Raw genomic sequence first — 16,486 nt, 5'->3', positions numbered from 1 at the left:
AGACTCAAAGTATTTGCTTCTAAAAAGTTAGCATTGTTCATATTTATCTAAGGAGAATTCAATATGTCAGAAAATAATTCAGAATTTGTTTTCGAAAACATTCAGTTTGATGTTCGCAAAACTGTTATTAAAAAATATGTCTTTATCACACATTATAGTGAAAACAATATCAACGCTCTAAGAACATCTGACAAAAAAATCAGATTTTATTTATCACAAGAACTTTACACATTAATTCAAAAATTAATACGGTTTGGCTTCATCGACAAGCTGCAGAGCCAGCCAAAAATAATTCCAGCACAATACCCGCAAAGGATCGATGGAGTTGAAATAACTGCCTACAAAAATGATGATTCCTTGTATGGCTCACTCGCCTTTCTTATCAACTCACCAAGTAAATCTATTTTTTATTGTCATTCATTCACCAACAAGGGTGCTCATAGCAAGCGGCTCAAAAACTGGAAAAAAGTTATTCGGCAAAATCAGCCATCATCTTTTTACTTGGATGCGAAAATGTACACAAATAATTCTCATACAATCATTAGTGAAACGGGTATCCAAAAACAATTTGGCAAATTCATTTCACATGTATCAGCTGACGCTCCTGCAAAAGTTCTATTCTCACCCTTGAATCCTGAGCGTCTTGCTAAATATAACGAGACCGCCAGAGAACATGATAGGATAATTCTCTGGCAAAGGGAATATGCTGAACTTCTAAACTTCTTCTTCCCAGATGATGAATTCCTAACTTCCTTCTCAAAAGATGAACAAAATTTAGCAGTCATCCAGCAAGTTGATACAAAGTTAGAGATAATCGATGCTGAAAATAACTACACTGATCCAATGTTACGACCTGTCACTGCAGCAAATTATCCAACCAAGATCACACCTTTAATTACTCCCATTGATGACAACAGTCTCTTACAATTAAAACAAGATTTAAAAATCGAACAAATTATTTTTTGGTAAAAATGTAATATGAGCATACAAAAAAGAGTGTGATATAAATCAGTAAAATTTGAGTTTTGGCTCAAACCTGCTGAAGATCACACTCTTTTTTTATCAAAATTATCAATTCAAATATTCTGTAAAGAAATGACTAATTTTTTCCTGGTATTCAGTTGGATAATCATAGTAAGTCATTGCATGTCCAGCCTTTGCAGCTACCCATATTTTCTTTGTTCCTTTGGTAGCTGCATAATTTTGATAGACCATCTTTGTAGGAACAAACGTGTCTTCGCCACCATGGATAAAATATATTGGCAGTTTATTCTTGCGTAACTGCTTTAACGAACTCCCTGCTTTAAAATTAAACCCAGCTTTAAAGTCAGTATACCAGGCCGCAGTTGTGATTAATGGTTCCTTTGGCAAATTAAAGCGTGCCTTGAGCTCGTACGTCAATTCACTCTCAATACTTGAATATCCAGCATCTTCAACGATTGCTTTGACTTGTTTAGGCAACTTCTCACCACTAACCATCATGACCGTTGCTCCACCCATACTAACACCAAAAAGACCTATTTCAGAGTTTTTGCCATTTTTTGCAATTACCTTCCTAATCCACTTTACATAATCCAAACGATCTGGCCATCCAAAACCAATGTATTTTCCTTGGCTTTCACCTGCCCCACGATCATCCGGTGCTAAAACGTTGTATCCAAGTTCATGAAACATCCGGATATAACTAGCCATGTCCTTATGATTTTCCTGATACCCGTGAGCCACTATAATTGTCTTTTCTGTTTTTTCCTTTGCAGGAACATAAGCTGCATGTAATTTTAGATCTTGACTAGCGGAAATCTCATTCCAACTCTTTTGCTTTACATTTTTCAGCCACTTCTTATCAGCAGCTAGTCGACTTGCCTTCTTAGCAGGAATCTTTGAATTGAGATGACTTTGCGGTTCAAAAGCAAAGTTATAGAGATACACACTTGCACCACCAATTCCTACCAAGACTACAACAACTAATAATCCAAATACTATCCCAAAAATTCTTTTCTTACTCATCAATTTTCTCCATCTGTTTTTTCAAACAAAATATAACCTAGGTCGAAACAAGGATTATCCTTTGACCTAGCTTCATTTCGCGTTATTTCTTACTAATACATAACTTCTACAAAATCGGAGATAAAAGTCTTGAAAAGTACTGTTTGAACTTCAACCACATTGATTGCTCCTTAAAATCTTCAATCGTTAATTTTGTAGATTTCTTCATATCTTCCCTAAAAATATTACTTAACTGTTCACTTATCTCTTGATCATACAAGAAGGCATTAACTTCAAAGTTCAACTTAAAACTGCGATAATCCATGTTTGCAGAACCAACAGAAGCAATCTTATCATCTACAACCAATGTTTTTGAATGTAAAAAACCATTATCGTATCTGTATATCTCTACACCATTTGTAATTAATGACTTCGCATAATACTGTGTTGCACGATATACGAAAGGATGATCTGGCATTGAGGGAATCATAATCTTGACTTTAATTCCCGAAAATGCCGCTAATGAAAGAGCTTCTAAAATGGGATCATCTGGTATCAGATAAGCAGTTTGAATCATTATATATTCAGTAGCATTATTAATCATCTTAATATATCCAAGTTTAATCTTCTCAATGTCATTATCAGGTCCGCTTGAAACAATCTGGATACTCGTTTTTCCCTGGCGCTTGACCAGCGGAAAATAATTTTCTTGATAATCAATACGATCCTTTTCTGGAGCAGTAGCGTTCCAATCCATGAAGAATCTGGACTGCATAGAATCAGTAGCATTTCCCTGAACACGAATATGAGTATCTCTCCAATAACCAAACTTCTTGCTTCTGCTTAAATATTGATCTCCAACATTGAAGCCGCCAATATAGCCAACTTTTCCGTCAATAATCACTAGCTTACGGTGATTACGATAGTTCAAACGAAAACTAGAGAAACTTCGACCTGAACCAAAGAATGCTTCTGCACGACCACCAAGTTCTTCTAACTTAGCAAAAAACTTTTTGGTTGTACCATGTGAACCAAAACTATCATAAATGACTCGTACCTTGACACCTTCAGCCGCTTTCTTTTCAAGCAGATGCAAAAGTTGGTTCCCAATCTCATCGTTGTAAAACGTGTAATACTCTACATGAACATGGTCGGTTGCAGCCGCTATATCCTCAAACAGCCTTTTGAACTTTTCCTTACCATCTGTCAATATTTCAACCTTATTATGCTTGGTTAAAATAGCATTATCGGTTTCTAGAAAAAGATGAACCATCTCGCGTGCCGTATCAATTATCTCATCTGCTGGCAGTAATTCTTTTTCATCCCACTGTTCTTTTTGCAGGCTAACCAGCTGATCGATACCAATTTGTTTTTGTGTTCTAATATCATCAATTTTGTTTCGTGAAAGCTTTTTCCCAATGAATAAATACAGAATAAACCCTATTACAGGTAATAACAGTAAAACCAAGAGCCAAGCCCATGTGGCTGAGATTTCACGTTTTTCCCTAAAAACTGTTAACATTGCAAAAACAAGGTTCAATAAAAAAACAACTTCAATAATCATTAATGTTATGGACATCTACTTCCCCTTTTCTGATTTTTGCTTAACATTACTGCGCAAAAAACAAGATATCTATGAAAAATTTTACTCTTCATTGATTCATTTGTCATTTTTATTAGCACAATAAAAAAACGAAGCCATAATAATTGGCTCCGCTCTTCTCACATTAGAAATTAATTCTACTTTTTCTTAAACCACGAAAAAATATTTTGAAGAAATCCCTTCTTTTCAACTTCTTTGATATTCATCAAAGGTACCGTCTCGCCTTGCAGTCTCCGTGCGATATTACGATATCCCTGTGCAGCTGGGTTAGTTTCATCTAAAACAATAGGTTCACCCTTATTAGATGTACTGATCACTTTGTCGTCATCAAATACTATCCCAAGCAAATTAATAGATAAATGATGTGTTATCTCATCAATATCCATGACCTGCCCATCGTTCATCATGTGAGTTCTTATTCTGTTTATAACCAGTTGTGGTGGCTCTTTTAAACCTGCTTTTTCAAGCAGTCCAATCACACGGTCGGCGTCACGAACGGCCGAAATCTCAGGTGTCGAAACAACAATTGCTTGATCCGCCCCAGCAATAGCATTCAAGAATCCTTGTTCGATTCCAGCGGGGCAATCGATCAGAACATAGTCATAGTCTGGTTTTAATTCATCAACTATTGCCTTGACCTCATCCGGTTCAAGCACTGATTTATCAGCATTTTGTGCTGCTGGTAATAAAAATAGTTTGTCATCAAAGCGCTTGTCCTTGATTAAAGCCTGATGCAGCTTCGCTCTTCCCTTGGCAACATCCACAATATCATAAATAATTCTATTATCTAAGCCTAAAATAACGTCAAGGTTTCTTAATCCAATATCCAAATCAAGTAAACAAACCTTTTTATCAGAGAGTGCAAGTGCGGTTCCTAAATTAGCAGAAGTAGTTGTCTTTCCTACCCCACCTTTTCCAGAAGTAACAACAATCGCTTTGCCCATCTTTAGTAACCTCCCATATGTGCAAATAATTTTGGTCTAATCACTTTCACTTGATCACGTTCAGTGTAATCAAGTGCGTGCAAGTCATTAACGTAAACTACGACTTCACTATCTCTTGCCATTTTTTCTTCATCATCAGAAATGATATCGACCACATCCGCAATCCTGACCTGTTGGGCTTTTGAAACATTTCCAGCAATAATTGCCTGTGCATCGCTTAAATAACCAGCATGTATGATTCCTTCACAATTACCAAGTAAAAATACATTCCCAGTTGCTCTCAAAATCCCTCCACGATGCAAATTGCCTATGAATAGGACATCACCTTTGATATATTCAATTTGACCATTTCTCACAGTATTTGCATTAAGATGTACAACTTTACTCTCGACCATCTCAATAGCATCCTGAACAAGCATAACATCAGAAGTAAACTTATGTATCGAAAAGAGCGGATAATTACTTACAACATCCTCAATCTTTTTCTTTTCTTCGGCACTTAACAGCCGTGTTCCTGTGGTGATATTAAAAGAAATTGGCTGTGCAGAATCACGCTTCTTATCCTTCTGCAAATCTGCAAACAAAGTTGTTACTTCAGCAAGAACATCTTCAAACTTGGAATCTGCACGAATTGCTATCACATAGCCGTTTTTATGACCTTTTAAAACAACGTTTTGCATTTTAAACGCCACCCCCTATCTTGAGGACATCTCCATCAGACCTTTAATTGGCAAATATAATATTACAAATACTGCCAGATTAAAGGCTAATGTGGGTCCAAGTGTACCACTGATAAAGCTTGCAAGCGAAACACTCGTAAAACCGATCAGTACGTTAATCCAGTAGAATAAAAGTGTAAAGAGTGCAATATCTATCAGATATATTAATAGTACCACAATAAAGGATGGTGTAAAAAAACTATACATCACTCTAGTCAAATAAAGAATAAGTGGGACTAACATGAAAAATGGTCCAATTATACCCGTGAAAAACAAGTCAAATGTTAATCCAACCGCAATTGCCCAAAAAAATGGATGTTCAACTTTTGCAAAAAAGACACTCATTACAACCCAAAGCAGAAATAAGCGACTTTCAATGGACAAATTAGCCGTAAAAAAGTTACCCGCAAAAATATTGCTTAAAGTTCCATCTAGAAAAAGAGCTATGAACAGACCCAAGGGGTAATAATATCGTATTTTTGAAACTCTCATCAAACCACCTTCTAATCCGTTCTTTTTGCAACAGTAACTATATTAAGATTCGTCAAATCTGCCGCAGGTTTTATTTCAACTTTTGAGGCCAATCCATAATCGTCTTTTTCAACTTTCATAACAGTTCCAACATAGATTCCCTGAGGAGAGTTGCCACCCATACCAGAAGTAATGACTTTGTCACCCTTCTTCATTGTTTTTTGAGAATCAATTTGCCCCATTATTAGTCTGTTAGTATCGGCATTGTAGCTAGTAATCAATCCATTGACTGAACCATCATCTGTGATGATTGTTGTAGCAAAGCGATCAGCGTCATCATTCGTTGTGCTGATCAATTCGACCTTACTATTTGTCTTGTTTACTTCAGTAACCCGGCCAACCAATCCTTTGTCAGATAACACGGCAGCATTCTTTTTAACACCAGCTAATGAACCCTTGCTGATGATTATTTGATTTTGCCATGAAGAAGGTGTTCTTGCAATAACATAAGATGTAACTGCAGTATAATTTGTCAAAGACTTATTCAACTTCAGTTGTTTTTTTAAAGCAGCATTTTCTTTACGAATTGTCTGATTAGAAACCTTCTCAGATGCCAAACTATCAACTTGCTTTTTTAGTTTTTGATTTTCCTGATAAGTATTAAGCAAATCTTCAACTGCTCCACCAACATTTCCGACCGCACTTATCGGATAGCTTACAACTCTATCAACAAGACCCGCAGCATCGTTACCAAACTGTTGGATAATTGGCGGCGTTGATTTATTATTTCTAACAGTCACTGAAAATGCTACTAATACAAATCCGATAATCAATGTAATAAGTACAATGATAAGTCTTTTATTGAAAAAAAATCTTTGCATTATTTCCTCCACTACACTCAAAGACGTATCAAAAAATTAAGAGGCTGGACGAATACTCCCAACCTCCCAACATGACACGCTTCAATCGTCTCTATTATCTTTTTTTCATTACTTCAATACTCTTTAGAGATTCACCAGTACCGATAGCCACACAATCTAATGGCTCCGATGCAATAAATACAGGTACTTTTGTAGCATCTGCAATTACTTCAGGCAAATGACGCAATTGTGCACCACCACCGGTAAGAACAATCCCATGGTCGATTACATCAGCAGCGATCTCAGGAGATGTTTCTTCCAATGTTTCCTTGATTGCAGAAATGATTTCTTGCACAACCTCTTGAATTGATTGCGCAACATCAACAGCTTCAATATCAATTGTCTTTGGAAGCCCACTTAATAAATCACGACCACGAATTGTCTGACTATCCAACTCTTTTGCAGCCTCAACTGAAGCCGATGCAACATCCATCTTCAATTTTTCAGCTGTTCTTTCACCAATCAATAGATTATGATGCTGACGAACATAGTAAATGATAGCATCATCAATCTTATCACCGGCCATTCTAATTGAGCGACTAGAAACAATTCCACCTAATGAGATGGTCGCAACATCTGTTGTACCACCACCAATATCAACGACCATACTTCCGGTTGGATCCATAACTGGAAGACCCGCACCAATAGCTGCTGCAAATGGTTCTTCAATAACATAAGCATCACGTGCTCCGGCAACACGTGTAGCATCGATCACTGCTCTTTTTTCTACTTCGGTTACGCCGCTAGGAACACAAACCATCACATATGGCTTGCCTGTCTTACGACCCAAAGCTTTTTGAATATAGTACTTCATCATTGCGACCGTCGTATCATAGTCTGCAATTACACCGTCTTTCATTGGACGAATTGCAACAATACTTGCCGGCGTACGTCCAATCATGTCCCGTGCTTCAGATCCAACTGAAACAATTTCGCCTGTTTTTGTATTCTTAGCTACAACTGAGGGTTCACGCAATACAATTCCCTTACCTTCAGCATACACGATTGTATTTGCTGTACCTAAGTCTATACCAATATTTTTCGTCCCGATTCCGAACAATATATTTCATCCCTTCACGTTGCCTCATTTTAATAAATAACGCAGTTCTTCAATAATAGTTCAATTATACCATAAGAATTAAATGGCGTTTACTAAAAATTGCTTACTTCGATAGCATACTAAATGATACACAAAATGTCTTTAACTCTCAATATTCTTAATCATTATTTATACAATCATTTATTGTAATAAATGGACATTAACTGCCTGCGGACCCCGTTTGCCCATGGCAACAGCAAATTCGACTCTCTGTCCCTCAGCTAGCGTCTTATACCCTTCAGTCTTAATTGCTGAAAAATGAACAAAAATATCTTGTTCATTATCATCTGGGGTAATGAAGCCGTATCCTTCATCCTTTTCGAAAAAATGAACTGTACCTGTAAGCAAATAAACACATCCTTCTTGATAATTAACTAATGAAAAGTTTAGCATATTCATCCCACTTGAACAAGGAATTCAAGGCGATCTTTAAGAAAGAATTTTTTCTTCACGCATACTCAAATATTGTGATGATCCTACAATAATGTGATCAAGCAATCCTATACCAATCATATTCCCGCACTCTTCGATTCTCTTAGTCAACTGCAGATCATTCTTTGAAGGTACAGTATCACCACTGGGATGATTATGAACAATTATTATTCTGGCAGCAGCGTACTGCAATGCAAAACGAAAAATTTCACGTGGGTGTACTGTAGCGGTATCTAAGGTCCCTTGAAAAACAATTTTTTTTGCAATTATTTGATTCTTTGTGTCTAATAATATTACAAATAATACTTCCTGCAGATACAGTCCTAGTTCTAGTGACATCTCCTCGCCTATTTCCTGACTCGTATAGATTTTTCCTAGTGTCAGTTTTGGTCTTTTATTGAGCCTCTCTGCGAATTCGCAAAGGGCTCTAAACATCTGAACATCATGCTCACTTTCAACAATCTCCATCAACTCTATGTCAGAAAGATCTTTTATCTGACGCAAGTCTGTATATTGTAAAAAAAACTGATTAACTTTTTTTGATGCATTTTCTTTTCCCAAAAAACCGCAAATAAGTAAAAACAAAAGTTCTTTTTGACTTATACTGGATCCTCTATATTTAGTCAATCTTTGTATTATTTCTTCTTCATTGTATCTGTTTGTCAGCATAAGAAAACCCCTTTCGTTTTTAATTACGTAAACAAAAGGGATTCATCTTATTTTTCAAAATAGCTTTTTACTTCATTTAAATTTGGTAAAACTACCTGCGTTCTCTCAGCAACTTCTTTTGTTGGCTGGATCAAGTCTGGAACCATAATTACAGGGATATGTGCATTGTTTGCCGCATAAACACCATTATACGAATCTTCAAGAATTACCGCCTCATTCTTGTTATGCTGACCTGACGCTGCCCATGCTTGTTCGAAGATATCAGGCTCGGGTTTGGCCTTAACCACATCATCTGCTGAAATTATTTCTGAAAAGTATTGACCGATTTTAGCAATATCTAAGAAATAATCAATTGCACTTCGATCGTTACTTGATGCTAGAATACTTGGAATACGTGCATCGCGTAGATAAGATGCCAATTCTAAAAAACCCTTTTTCAGTGGTAATCCCTCTTCTTTAATAACATCAAAGACCTGTTGTTTACTTAATTTAATAAATTCAGAAATCAACTCTCTGCTGCCATAATCACGACTCATCTCTGAATACATCATATCGTTGCCCGAACCTATAAAGCGTCGATAATAATCCATCGAATATTGCATTCCTAATTTGTTTGCCGCTCTTTTATTCGCAGCAAAATAAATCTTTTCAGAGTCGACCACTAAGCCATCCATATCAAAAATTACTAACTTTACATTCATCTTAAATGTCCTCACCTAATCTAAAAAATAGTGTCTTACTTCAGAAACGAAATACAAAGATCCAGTAATTAAAATTATATCTTCTTCTGACATCTGTGCAACAATTTTAACCAAGGCTTCCTGCCAATTCTTAGAATATTCAATTCCTTCGCTTTTCACAGTAACATCCTTGACTTTAGCCACCGGTCGCGGGCCTGCAAATGTTGTTCCATATATTGTCGTATTGGGCAATTGACTCAATTGGGCGAACATCTCACGTGGCCGTTTATCAGCTAACATTGCGGCAATTATGTAAACATGTTGGCTCTTGAAATTTTTTCTAATTGTCTTTGCAATCATATCAATTGCTGCAACATTATGGGCTCCATCCAGTACAACTAGGGGTTTTTCACTCACAGCTTCAAATCTGCCTGGCCAAGTTGCCCTTTTTACAGCCAAACGAATTTCTTTGCTATTCACGTGCCACTTTTTTTGCATTGAAACAATCAAAAAAGCACTGAGTGCCACCGCCGCATTCTCACGCTGAAATTCTCCCATAAGTGAAGTTCGCAAATCATTAATTGTTAAACCAAAGCCATCATAATCAATAACTTCACCCCACAAAGCTTTTTTTGAAGCTTCTTTAAAAGAATAATTCTCACTTGGTGTATATAATTTTGCATTTTTTTCTTTTGCTTTCTTCTTAATTACATCAAGTGCTTCTTCAGGGATATTTCCAACCACAACTGGTCGATTTTCTTTAATTATTCCTGCCTTGTGCCCTGCAATCTGTGCCAGAGAATTACCTAATAATTTTGCATGATCATGAGCCACCGTTGTGATGACCGACACAAGCGGTTTACTTATTACGTTAGTTGAATCAAAGGTCCCCCCAATACCAACTTCAACAACTGCAATATCAACCTTTTCTTGTGAAAAATATAAGAACATCAATGCGGTAACAATCTCAAACTCGGTTGGTCCTCCCTCAGCATCAGCTAACTCTTCATCCAATTGTGCAACGATCGGTACGATAAAATTAACGAGGTTCAGCAGTTTGTTATCAGGTATCATTTGCTTATTAATCTGTATTCTTTCATTGAACCTGACAATAAATGGCGACGTGAAGGTTCCAACTTTTAGTCCTTGCTCTTCCAATAATTCTCTTAAAAAAGCTACGGTTGACCCCTTTCCATTCGTCCCCGTTACGTGAATTACTTCTAAGCCCGCTTCAGGATTACCCAAATACTTTAGAAATAATCTCATCCTAGCCAGAGTTGGAATTTTCTTAAACTTTGTTCTTCCATGAATAAAGGAAATCGCCTGTTCATAATCATCAAATGCCATTACTTTCAACCCTTCTTACTCTCAGATTTATTGTACATTAAAGGACTTATTAGAACAAACAACTTTTGCATTAATCTAAAAAAAAGATGGTTCTATCTCTTTTAATTTTCATCTGTTTGAACAAAAATTCCCCCAGATAACCGCTAACTTGGTTACATGGAGGAAAACATTGTATGCATTTTTTTACTCAAGTTTATTTCGCTGATTGTATATTCTCATTGAGTCATCAAGAATGTCATTTTTGTCATGATCCACAAAATCTTGCATGGTTCTTTGTGAATTCTTAGTCGCACGCCCACGTGATTTTTTTTGTATAAATTCTTCTTCTGATTTAGTAAAGTAATGATTAATTTGAATCCTATCCGTATTTACACTGTGAGAGAATGGTCCATCCACCTTTTGCTTTTTTTCATTTACTGCGTAATAGCCAGGTAAGTAATAGGCACCATGCGGATCATTAAAGAATCCCGCTACTTTTCTAGGATCCACAATTGTTTTTACATGAAAGTTCTTCTTAAAATCTTTCTTGGCCCGATATACAAAATTATTGGTTACCAATCCATGAGGTTTCTTTTTCAAAAAAGAAGAACCAAAAATTTGCCAATTGATTACAAAGCCTCCAACATGCGGATCAGCAAAATAATTATGTAAAAAATCAACAAAATTCAATTGTCCCTCTTTCAAATAAATAAATTCATCTGCATCCAAAAAACCCATATACCTTGAGTATCTGCCATACTTATTTAGAGCATCATTATATGCATCCATTTGTCTTCCAATACCACTAAAACGTACATAAGTTACCTTATCTCCAAATGAGTCTATTATTTCTTTTAAATCATCTTGACTATCGTTGTCATAGATGTAAAAATGCTCGACACCAATTGAAATATAATACGCAAGCCATTCTCTAATGTATGGTGCCTCATTCTTCAAAATTATTGTCATAGAAAGATCATATTTTATTTGTGAATAATCATTTCTTTTTGCCCACAGACTGACTAATTTTACTGCGCCAGTAACTACTGCCCTTAATTCACTTTTCCTAAGTTCTTTCCCAGTCTTTTGCTCATATGGTAAGTCAATAAAAAATTGAGTCCTTCTAATGCAACAATGCAATGCTTTTTTTAAACTCATAAACAAAATTCTCCTTCATACCAAAAAGCACTTTAAAAAGTGCAACTATTTTACTACTTTTAGTGTAGAGAGAGTGTATGAATTTTCCGTGAACAAATAATTATTATTTTGTGATTTTATATATTTTTATACCTAAATTAGTACAATTAAAATTATGCTAAAAATAATAGGTTTGAGTATAAACATTGATTCATACAAAAAAAGAGAACCAAAAAATGTAGTAAATGTTTTTTGGATTCTCTCTTTGCATATTAATATAAATTTATACCTTATATCCTAGTTTTTCTTTAAAGTTGCAATTCTTTCTTTTGTTGCTTCCAATTTTGCCTTATACTCACTAAGTTTTTCTCTTTCTTGAGTAACAACATCAGCGGGTGCATTTGCAACAAAGCGTTCATTACCCAGTTTCTTTTCTCCACGAGTAACTTCGCCTTCTAATTTTTTAACTTCCTTTTGCAATCTAGCAATTTCTTCATCGATATTGATTAAATCTGCAAGTGGTAAGTACACCTCGGCACCTGTGATAACAGAAGTCATTGCCAAATCGGGTGCAACAACGTCAGCACTGATTTCTAATTTCTTTGGATGACAGAAACGCTCAATATAATCAATATTAGCTTCAAAAATCTTCTTTGTTTTTTCACTGGATGTCTTAATCAAGATTTCAATTGCACTTGACATAGGAGCATTAACTTCCGCGCGACTATTACGAACTGCTTTAATCAACTCAATCAAGTTCTCCATCTCACTTTGAGCAGCTTCATCAACATCGGCAGCATTATACTCAGGATATTTTGCTGTCACAAGTGACTCGCCCTCATGTGGCATTTCCAACCAAATCTTTTCTGTAACAAATGGCATGATTGGATGCAGCAATCTTAAGGTTTGGTCAAGTACGTAACACAGAATGTTTTGCGTATCCTTCTTTGCTTGTTCATCCGTACCGTTCAAATCTTCCTTAGACATTTCAATATACCAATCACAGAAATCATTCCAGATGAAGTTGTAAAGTGCTCTTCCAGCTTCACCAAATTCAAAACTATCAAATAAACGTGTTACTTCACCGATTGTCTCATTCAGACGGCTGATGATCCATTTATCTGATAACTTCCATTGTTTTCTTGCAGGCAATTGCCCTGTTGTCTCATCATCTAGATTCATAATAACAAAACGACTGGCATTCCAGATCTTATTGATAAAGTTCCATGCAGCATCCATTTTTGTGTAGCTGAACCGAACATCTTGCCCAGGAGCAGAACCATTAGATAAGAACCAGCGCAATGCATCTGCACCATACTTATCGATCACATCCATAGGATCGATCCCATTTCCCAATGATTTACTCATTTTGACACCATTCTCATCACGTATCAATCCATGGATGAGTACGTGCTTAAATGGTCGTTCTTTTGTAAATTCGAGGCTTTGGAAAATCATTCTTGACACCCAGAAGAAAATAATATCATAACCTGTAACCAATGTGTCAGTTGGGAAGTAACGTTTGAAGTCAGCAGCGTCCTCATCTGGCCAGCCCATCGTAGAAAATGGCCATAATGCACTTGAAAACCAAGTATCCAGCACATCTTCATCTTGAACCCAGTTCTCAATGTCTTTTGGAGCTTCTTCACCAACATAAATTTCTCCAGTTTCTTTGTGGTACCACGCAGGAATCTGATGCCCCCACCAAAGCTGGCGTGAAATAACCCAGTCATGAACATTTTCCATCCACTGTGTAAAGGTATTCTCAAAACGACCGGGTACAAAATTCACTCTTTGTTCTGATTTTTGATTTGCCAATGCAACCTCAGCTAATGGTTTCATCTTCACAAACCATTGCGTCGATAAACGAGCTTCAACCTGAACACCTGTACGCTCGGAATGTCCAACACTATGAGTAATTGGTTCAACTCGCAGCAGATATCCTCCGGCATCAAGATCAGCAACAATCGCCTTACGTGCTTCGAAACGATCCATGCCTTCATATTTACCAGCATTGGCATTCATTGATGCATCTTCATTCATGGTATTGATTCTTTCCAAGTCATGACGGTTACCAACGGCAAAATCATTAGGGTCATGTGCTGGTGTAATCTTAACCATCCCTGTTCCAAACTCCGGATCAACATACTCGTCAGCAATAATTTTGATCTTACGACCTTGTAATGGCAAAATCAGTGTCTTCCCGACAATATCCTTGTAGCGCTCATCACTTGGATGGACCGCAACCGCAACATCACCCATCATTGTTTCAGGACGAGTTGTGGCAATTTCGATATAGTTCTTACCATTGAATTTTGTATCATCGGCAAATGGATACTTAACATGGTAAAAAGCACCCTTTATATCCTTATGAATAACTTCAATATCTGACAACGCTGTTCTGGCTTTAGGATCCCAATTAATAATGTATTCACCGCGATAAATCAAGCCTTTTTTATACAGTGTAACGAATACCTTACGGACTGCTTTGGATAACCCATCATCAAGAGTAAAACGTTCACGATCATAATCAAGAGACAATCCAAGTTTTTTCCACTGCTGATGAATAATATCTGCATACTCATCTTTCCATTTCCAAACAGTTTCAATAAATTTCTCTCGGCCTAGATCATAGCGAGATATTCCCTGTTCAGCAAGACGTGCCTCAACCTTGGCTTGAGTTGCAATTCCTGCATGATCCATCCCTGGAAGCCACAGAGTATCAAAGCCTTGCATTCTTTTTTGACGGATAATCATATCTTGCAATGTAGTATCCCAAGCATGTCCCAAATGCAGCTTACCAGTTACATTGGGAGGTGGAATAACAACTGAATATGGCTTTGCTTTTTTGTCCCCGCTCGGTTTAAATACTCCTTGTTCCAACCATTTTTTATAACGACCAGTCTCAACTTGTTGTGGTTCATATTTCGTCGACATTTCAATCTCTCTTGTCATATTCTCATTCCTTTCTTTTTATAAAACAAAAAAGCCATCCTAAAAAATTAGGACGACTTTCACCGTGGTACCACCTAAGTTGGGCTTTTAACCCCTCTTAATTCCATGATAACGAACATGTCCGGTCAGACCTACGCATGAACTCATAGAATTCATTTCAGTCCAACAGCTTACAAGCTACAATTTCAAACCCAGCTAGAGACCTTTCAGCAATCAGCCTCTTCTCTGAAAACTAGAATCCATGAAACCCTCTTGTTCCTCGCTTATGCAGTATATAATAGCTTGAATACATAGAGCAGTCAAGCCTAATTATAGAAGTTCGGCAAAACTATCGCTGGTTTCTGCCAAGAATTTCTGATCACTCTTAATTTCAGTAATTTTAATCCCTGCCATTGCCCTTTCTATCAATCCATCAACATCTAAGCGTGCTTCGTAGAGTCTTGCCTTATCCAAACGTGGTCTTGTCTTAGGGGCTGGCGGAGCAAAAATCGTACAGCAATCTTCAAATGGCATGATTGATAGATCAAATGTATCGATTTCTTGTGCGATTTCAATAATTTCGTTCTTGTCCATTGAAACTACTGGACGTAATACTGGTAGGGTTGTCACATCATTTATTGCGACCATACTTTCGAGGGTCTGTGATGCCACCTGACCAAGTGCCTCACCGTTAAAAATTGCAAGTCCTTCACGTTTTTTCGCAATCAAAGTTGCCAAGCGTAACATAAAGCGTCTTTGGACGGTCATCAAATAACCTGATGGTACATCATGTTTGACCGTCTCTTGAATCTCCGTGAAAGGAACTTGTATGAATTTGATACTCCCAACAAACGGAGCAAGCTTTGAAGTTAGCTCTTTTGCCTTATTCAAAGCCTGTTCACTTGTATAAGGTGGGCTGAAGAAATGAACCATTTCAATTGCAACTCCACGTTTCATTGCGAGATAACCTGCCACAGGTGAATCGATTCCACCTGAGAGCATCAACATCCCTTTTCCAGCAGTTCCAACTGGAAGTCCGCCCGCACCGTTGATTGTCTTGCTGGATAAGAATATTCCATTACTCCTAATTTCCACGCGCAACGTAATATCAGGTTTCTTCATTTTGACCTTGATTCCTGGGATATTGTCGAGTACATATCCACCAAGTAAATCATTCATTGCATTAGTATCCAGTTCAAAGTCATGATCTGAACGACGAGTGTTAATTTTAAAAGTTGTGCCTTCTTCAAACTGTTCTTTTATCATTTCAACAGCTTTTTGCTTAACAAGTTCCACATCACGCTTAACCTTGACTGATGGTGAGAAATTCTGAATACCAAAAACCTGCTTCAATCGTTTCATCACTGCGGTACTGTCTTCGCCGTTTAATTGGATATGCATTCGATCTCTATTAGCCTTAATGGCCAGCTTAGGGAAAGAATGAAGACTTTCTCTTGTGTTAAAGCCTAAACGATCAATGAAGCTTTTTCTGTTCTTTCCTTTGGTTGATAATTCGCCATAGCGAACCATTATTTCTGTATATTGCACACTTTACTTCCTTTCATT

The 16,486-nt window shown here is 36.9% G+C and carries 15 protein-coding genes and 1 other annotated feature; of the genes, 1 reads left to right on the top strand and 14 read right to left on the bottom strand.

The window, feature by feature from the left end:
- The first annotated feature begins 63 nt into the window (after window positions 1–63).
- Window positions 64–969: an MBL fold metallo-hydrolase gene (locus tag IV36_RS01805; RefSeq protein ID WP_056990502.1), complete on the top strand. Its 906-nt coding sequence runs from the start codon at window positions 64–66 to the stop codon at window positions 967–969.
- Between the two features lie 102 nt (window positions 970–1,071).
- Here the strand turns inward: IV36_RS01805 and IV36_RS01800 are convergent, their stop codons facing one another.
- From IV36_RS01800 to thiI, 14 genes are all read right to left on the bottom strand, one after another.
- Window positions 1,072–2,007, bottom strand: a complete 936-nt coding sequence (locus IV36_RS01800; RefSeq protein WP_056990501.1) for an alpha/beta hydrolase — start codon at window positions 2,005–2,007, stop codon at window positions 1,072–1,074.
- A 106-nt stretch (window positions 2,008–2,113) separates the two neighbouring features.
- Window positions 2,114–3,565 (bottom strand): cardiolipin synthase, encoded by a 1,452-nt coding sequence (cls, locus tag IV36_RS01795; RefSeq protein ID WP_056990500.1) that lies wholly within the window; start codon window positions 3,563–3,565, stop codon window positions 2,114–2,116.
- 161 nt (window positions 3,566–3,726) lie between these two features.
- Window positions 3,727–4,533: a septum site-determining protein MinD gene (minD, locus tag IV36_RS01790; protein ID WP_003687026.1), complete on the bottom strand. Its 807-nt coding sequence runs from the start codon at window positions 4,531–4,533 to the stop codon at window positions 3,727–3,729.
- A gap of 2 nt (window positions 4,534–4,535) precedes the next feature.
- Window positions 4,536–5,213 carry a septum site-determining protein MinC gene (locus IV36_RS01785; protein WP_056990498.1) on the bottom strand — a complete coding sequence of 226 codons (678 nt, stop codon included), beginning with the start codon at window positions 5,211–5,213 and terminating at the stop codon, window positions 4,536–4,538.
- A gap of 15 nt (window positions 5,214–5,228) precedes the next feature.
- Entirely contained in the window at window positions 5,229–5,744 is a 516-nt protein-coding gene (gene mreD, locus IV36_RS01780) for a rod shape-determining protein MreD (protein ID WP_056990496.1), read from the bottom strand.
- 11 nt (window positions 5,745–5,755) lie between these two features.
- Window positions 5,756–6,604: a rod shape-determining protein MreC gene (gene mreC / locus IV36_RS01775; RefSeq protein ID WP_056990494.1), complete on the bottom strand. Its 849-nt coding sequence runs from the start codon at window positions 6,602–6,604 to the stop codon at window positions 5,756–5,758.
- 94 nt (window positions 6,605–6,698) lie between these two features.
- Window positions 6,699–7,703 carry a rod shape-determining protein gene (locus tag IV36_RS01770; protein WP_056990492.1) on the bottom strand — a complete coding sequence of 335 codons (1,005 nt, stop codon included), beginning with the start codon at window positions 7,701–7,703 and terminating at the stop codon, window positions 6,699–6,701.
- Window positions 7,704–7,883: 180 nt separating this feature from the next.
- The gene (locus tag IV36_RS01765; protein ID WP_056990542.1) at window positions 7,884–8,090 is read right to left on the bottom strand and encodes a cold-shock protein; all 207 of its coding nucleotides are present in this window, start codon (window positions 8,088–8,090) and stop codon (window positions 7,884–7,886) included.
- A gap of 81 nt (window positions 8,091–8,171) precedes the next feature.
- The gene (locus IV36_RS01760; protein ID WP_056990490.1) at window positions 8,172–8,843 is read right to left on the bottom strand and encodes a JAB domain-containing protein; all 672 of its coding nucleotides are present in this window, start codon (window positions 8,841–8,843) and stop codon (window positions 8,172–8,174) included.
- Between the two features lie 47 nt (window positions 8,844–8,890).
- Entirely contained in the window at window positions 8,891–9,544 is a 654-nt protein-coding gene (locus IV36_RS01755; RefSeq protein WP_056990489.1) for an HAD family hydrolase, read from the bottom strand.
- A gap of 15 nt (window positions 9,545–9,559) precedes the next feature.
- The gene (locus tag IV36_RS01750) at window positions 9,560–10,870 is read right to left on the bottom strand and encodes a bifunctional folylpolyglutamate synthase/dihydrofolate synthase (protein WP_056990487.1); all 1,311 of its coding nucleotides are present in this window, start codon (window positions 10,868–10,870) and stop codon (window positions 9,560–9,562) included.
- 183 nt (window positions 10,871–11,053) lie between these two features.
- Entirely contained in the window at window positions 11,054–12,007 is a 954-nt protein-coding gene (locus IV36_RS01745; RefSeq protein WP_056990485.1) for a glycosyltransferase family 2 protein, read from the bottom strand.
- A gap of 276 nt (window positions 12,008–12,283) precedes the next feature.
- A complete protein-coding gene (locus IV36_RS01740; protein WP_056990483.1) occupies window positions 12,284–14,941 on the bottom strand; it encodes a valine--tRNA ligase in 2,658 nt (885 codons plus the stop codon).
- Between the two features lie 45 nt (window positions 14,942–14,986).
- Window positions 14,987–15,210, bottom strand: a binding site (T-box leader).
- 40 nt (window positions 15,211–15,250) lie between these two features.
- Entirely contained in the window at window positions 15,251–16,468 is a 1,218-nt protein-coding gene (thiI, locus tag IV36_RS01735) for a tRNA uracil 4-sulfurtransferase ThiI (protein ID WP_056990481.1), read from the bottom strand.
- Window positions 16,469–16,486: the final 18 nt, after the last annotated feature.

It is taken from the genome of Liquorilactobacillus mali (assembly GCF_001437155.1).
Taxonomy (GTDB): Bacteria; Bacillota; Bacilli; order Lactobacillales; family Lactobacillaceae; genus Liquorilactobacillus; species Liquorilactobacillus mali_A.
Note: the sequence above shows the minus strand (reverse complement) of the source record. Positions and strands in the feature narration are given on the sequence as shown.

Coding starts and splice junctions, on each gene's coding strand:
- mreD (WP_056990496.1), bottom strand. CDS start 5,744: ATGAGAGTTTCAAAAATACGATATTATTACCCCTTGGGTCTGTTCATA.
- cls (WP_056990500.1), bottom strand. CDS start 3,565: ATGTCCATAACATTAATGATTATTGAAGTTGTTTTTTTATTGAACCTT.
- IV36_RS01805 (WP_056990502.1), top strand. CDS start 64: ATGTCAGAAAATAATTCAGAATTTGTTTTCGAAAACATTCAGTTTGAT.
- IV36_RS01750 (WP_056990487.1), bottom strand. CDS start 10,870: ATGGCATTTGATGATTATGAACAGGCGATTTCCTTTATTCATGGAAGA.
- mreC (WP_056990494.1), bottom strand. CDS start 6,604: ATGCAAAGATTTTTTTTCAATAAAAGACTTATCATTGTACTTATTACA.
- IV36_RS01800 (WP_056990501.1), bottom strand. CDS start 2,007: ATGAGTAAGAAAAGAATTTTTGGGATAGTATTTGGATTATTAGTTGTT.
- IV36_RS01745 (WP_056990485.1), bottom strand. CDS start 12,007: ATGAGTTTAAAAAAAGCATTGCATTGTTGCATTAGAAGGACTCAATTT.
- IV36_RS01785 (WP_056990498.1), bottom strand. CDS start 5,213: ATGCAAAACGTTGTTTTAAAAGGTCATAAAAACGGCTATGTGATAGCA.
- minD (WP_003687026.1), bottom strand. CDS start 4,533: ATGGGCAAAGCGATTGTTGTTACTTCTGGAAAAGGTGGGGTAGGAAAG.
- IV36_RS01740 (WP_056990483.1), bottom strand. CDS start 14,941: ATGACAAGAGAGATTGAAATGTCGACGAAATATGAACCACAACAAGTT.
- IV36_RS01760 (WP_056990490.1), bottom strand. CDS start 8,843: ATGCTGACAAACAGATACAATGAAGAAGAAATAATACAAAGATTGACT.
- IV36_RS01755 (WP_056990489.1), bottom strand. CDS start 9,544: ATGAATGTAAAGTTAGTAATTTTTGATATGGATGGCTTAGTGGTCGAC.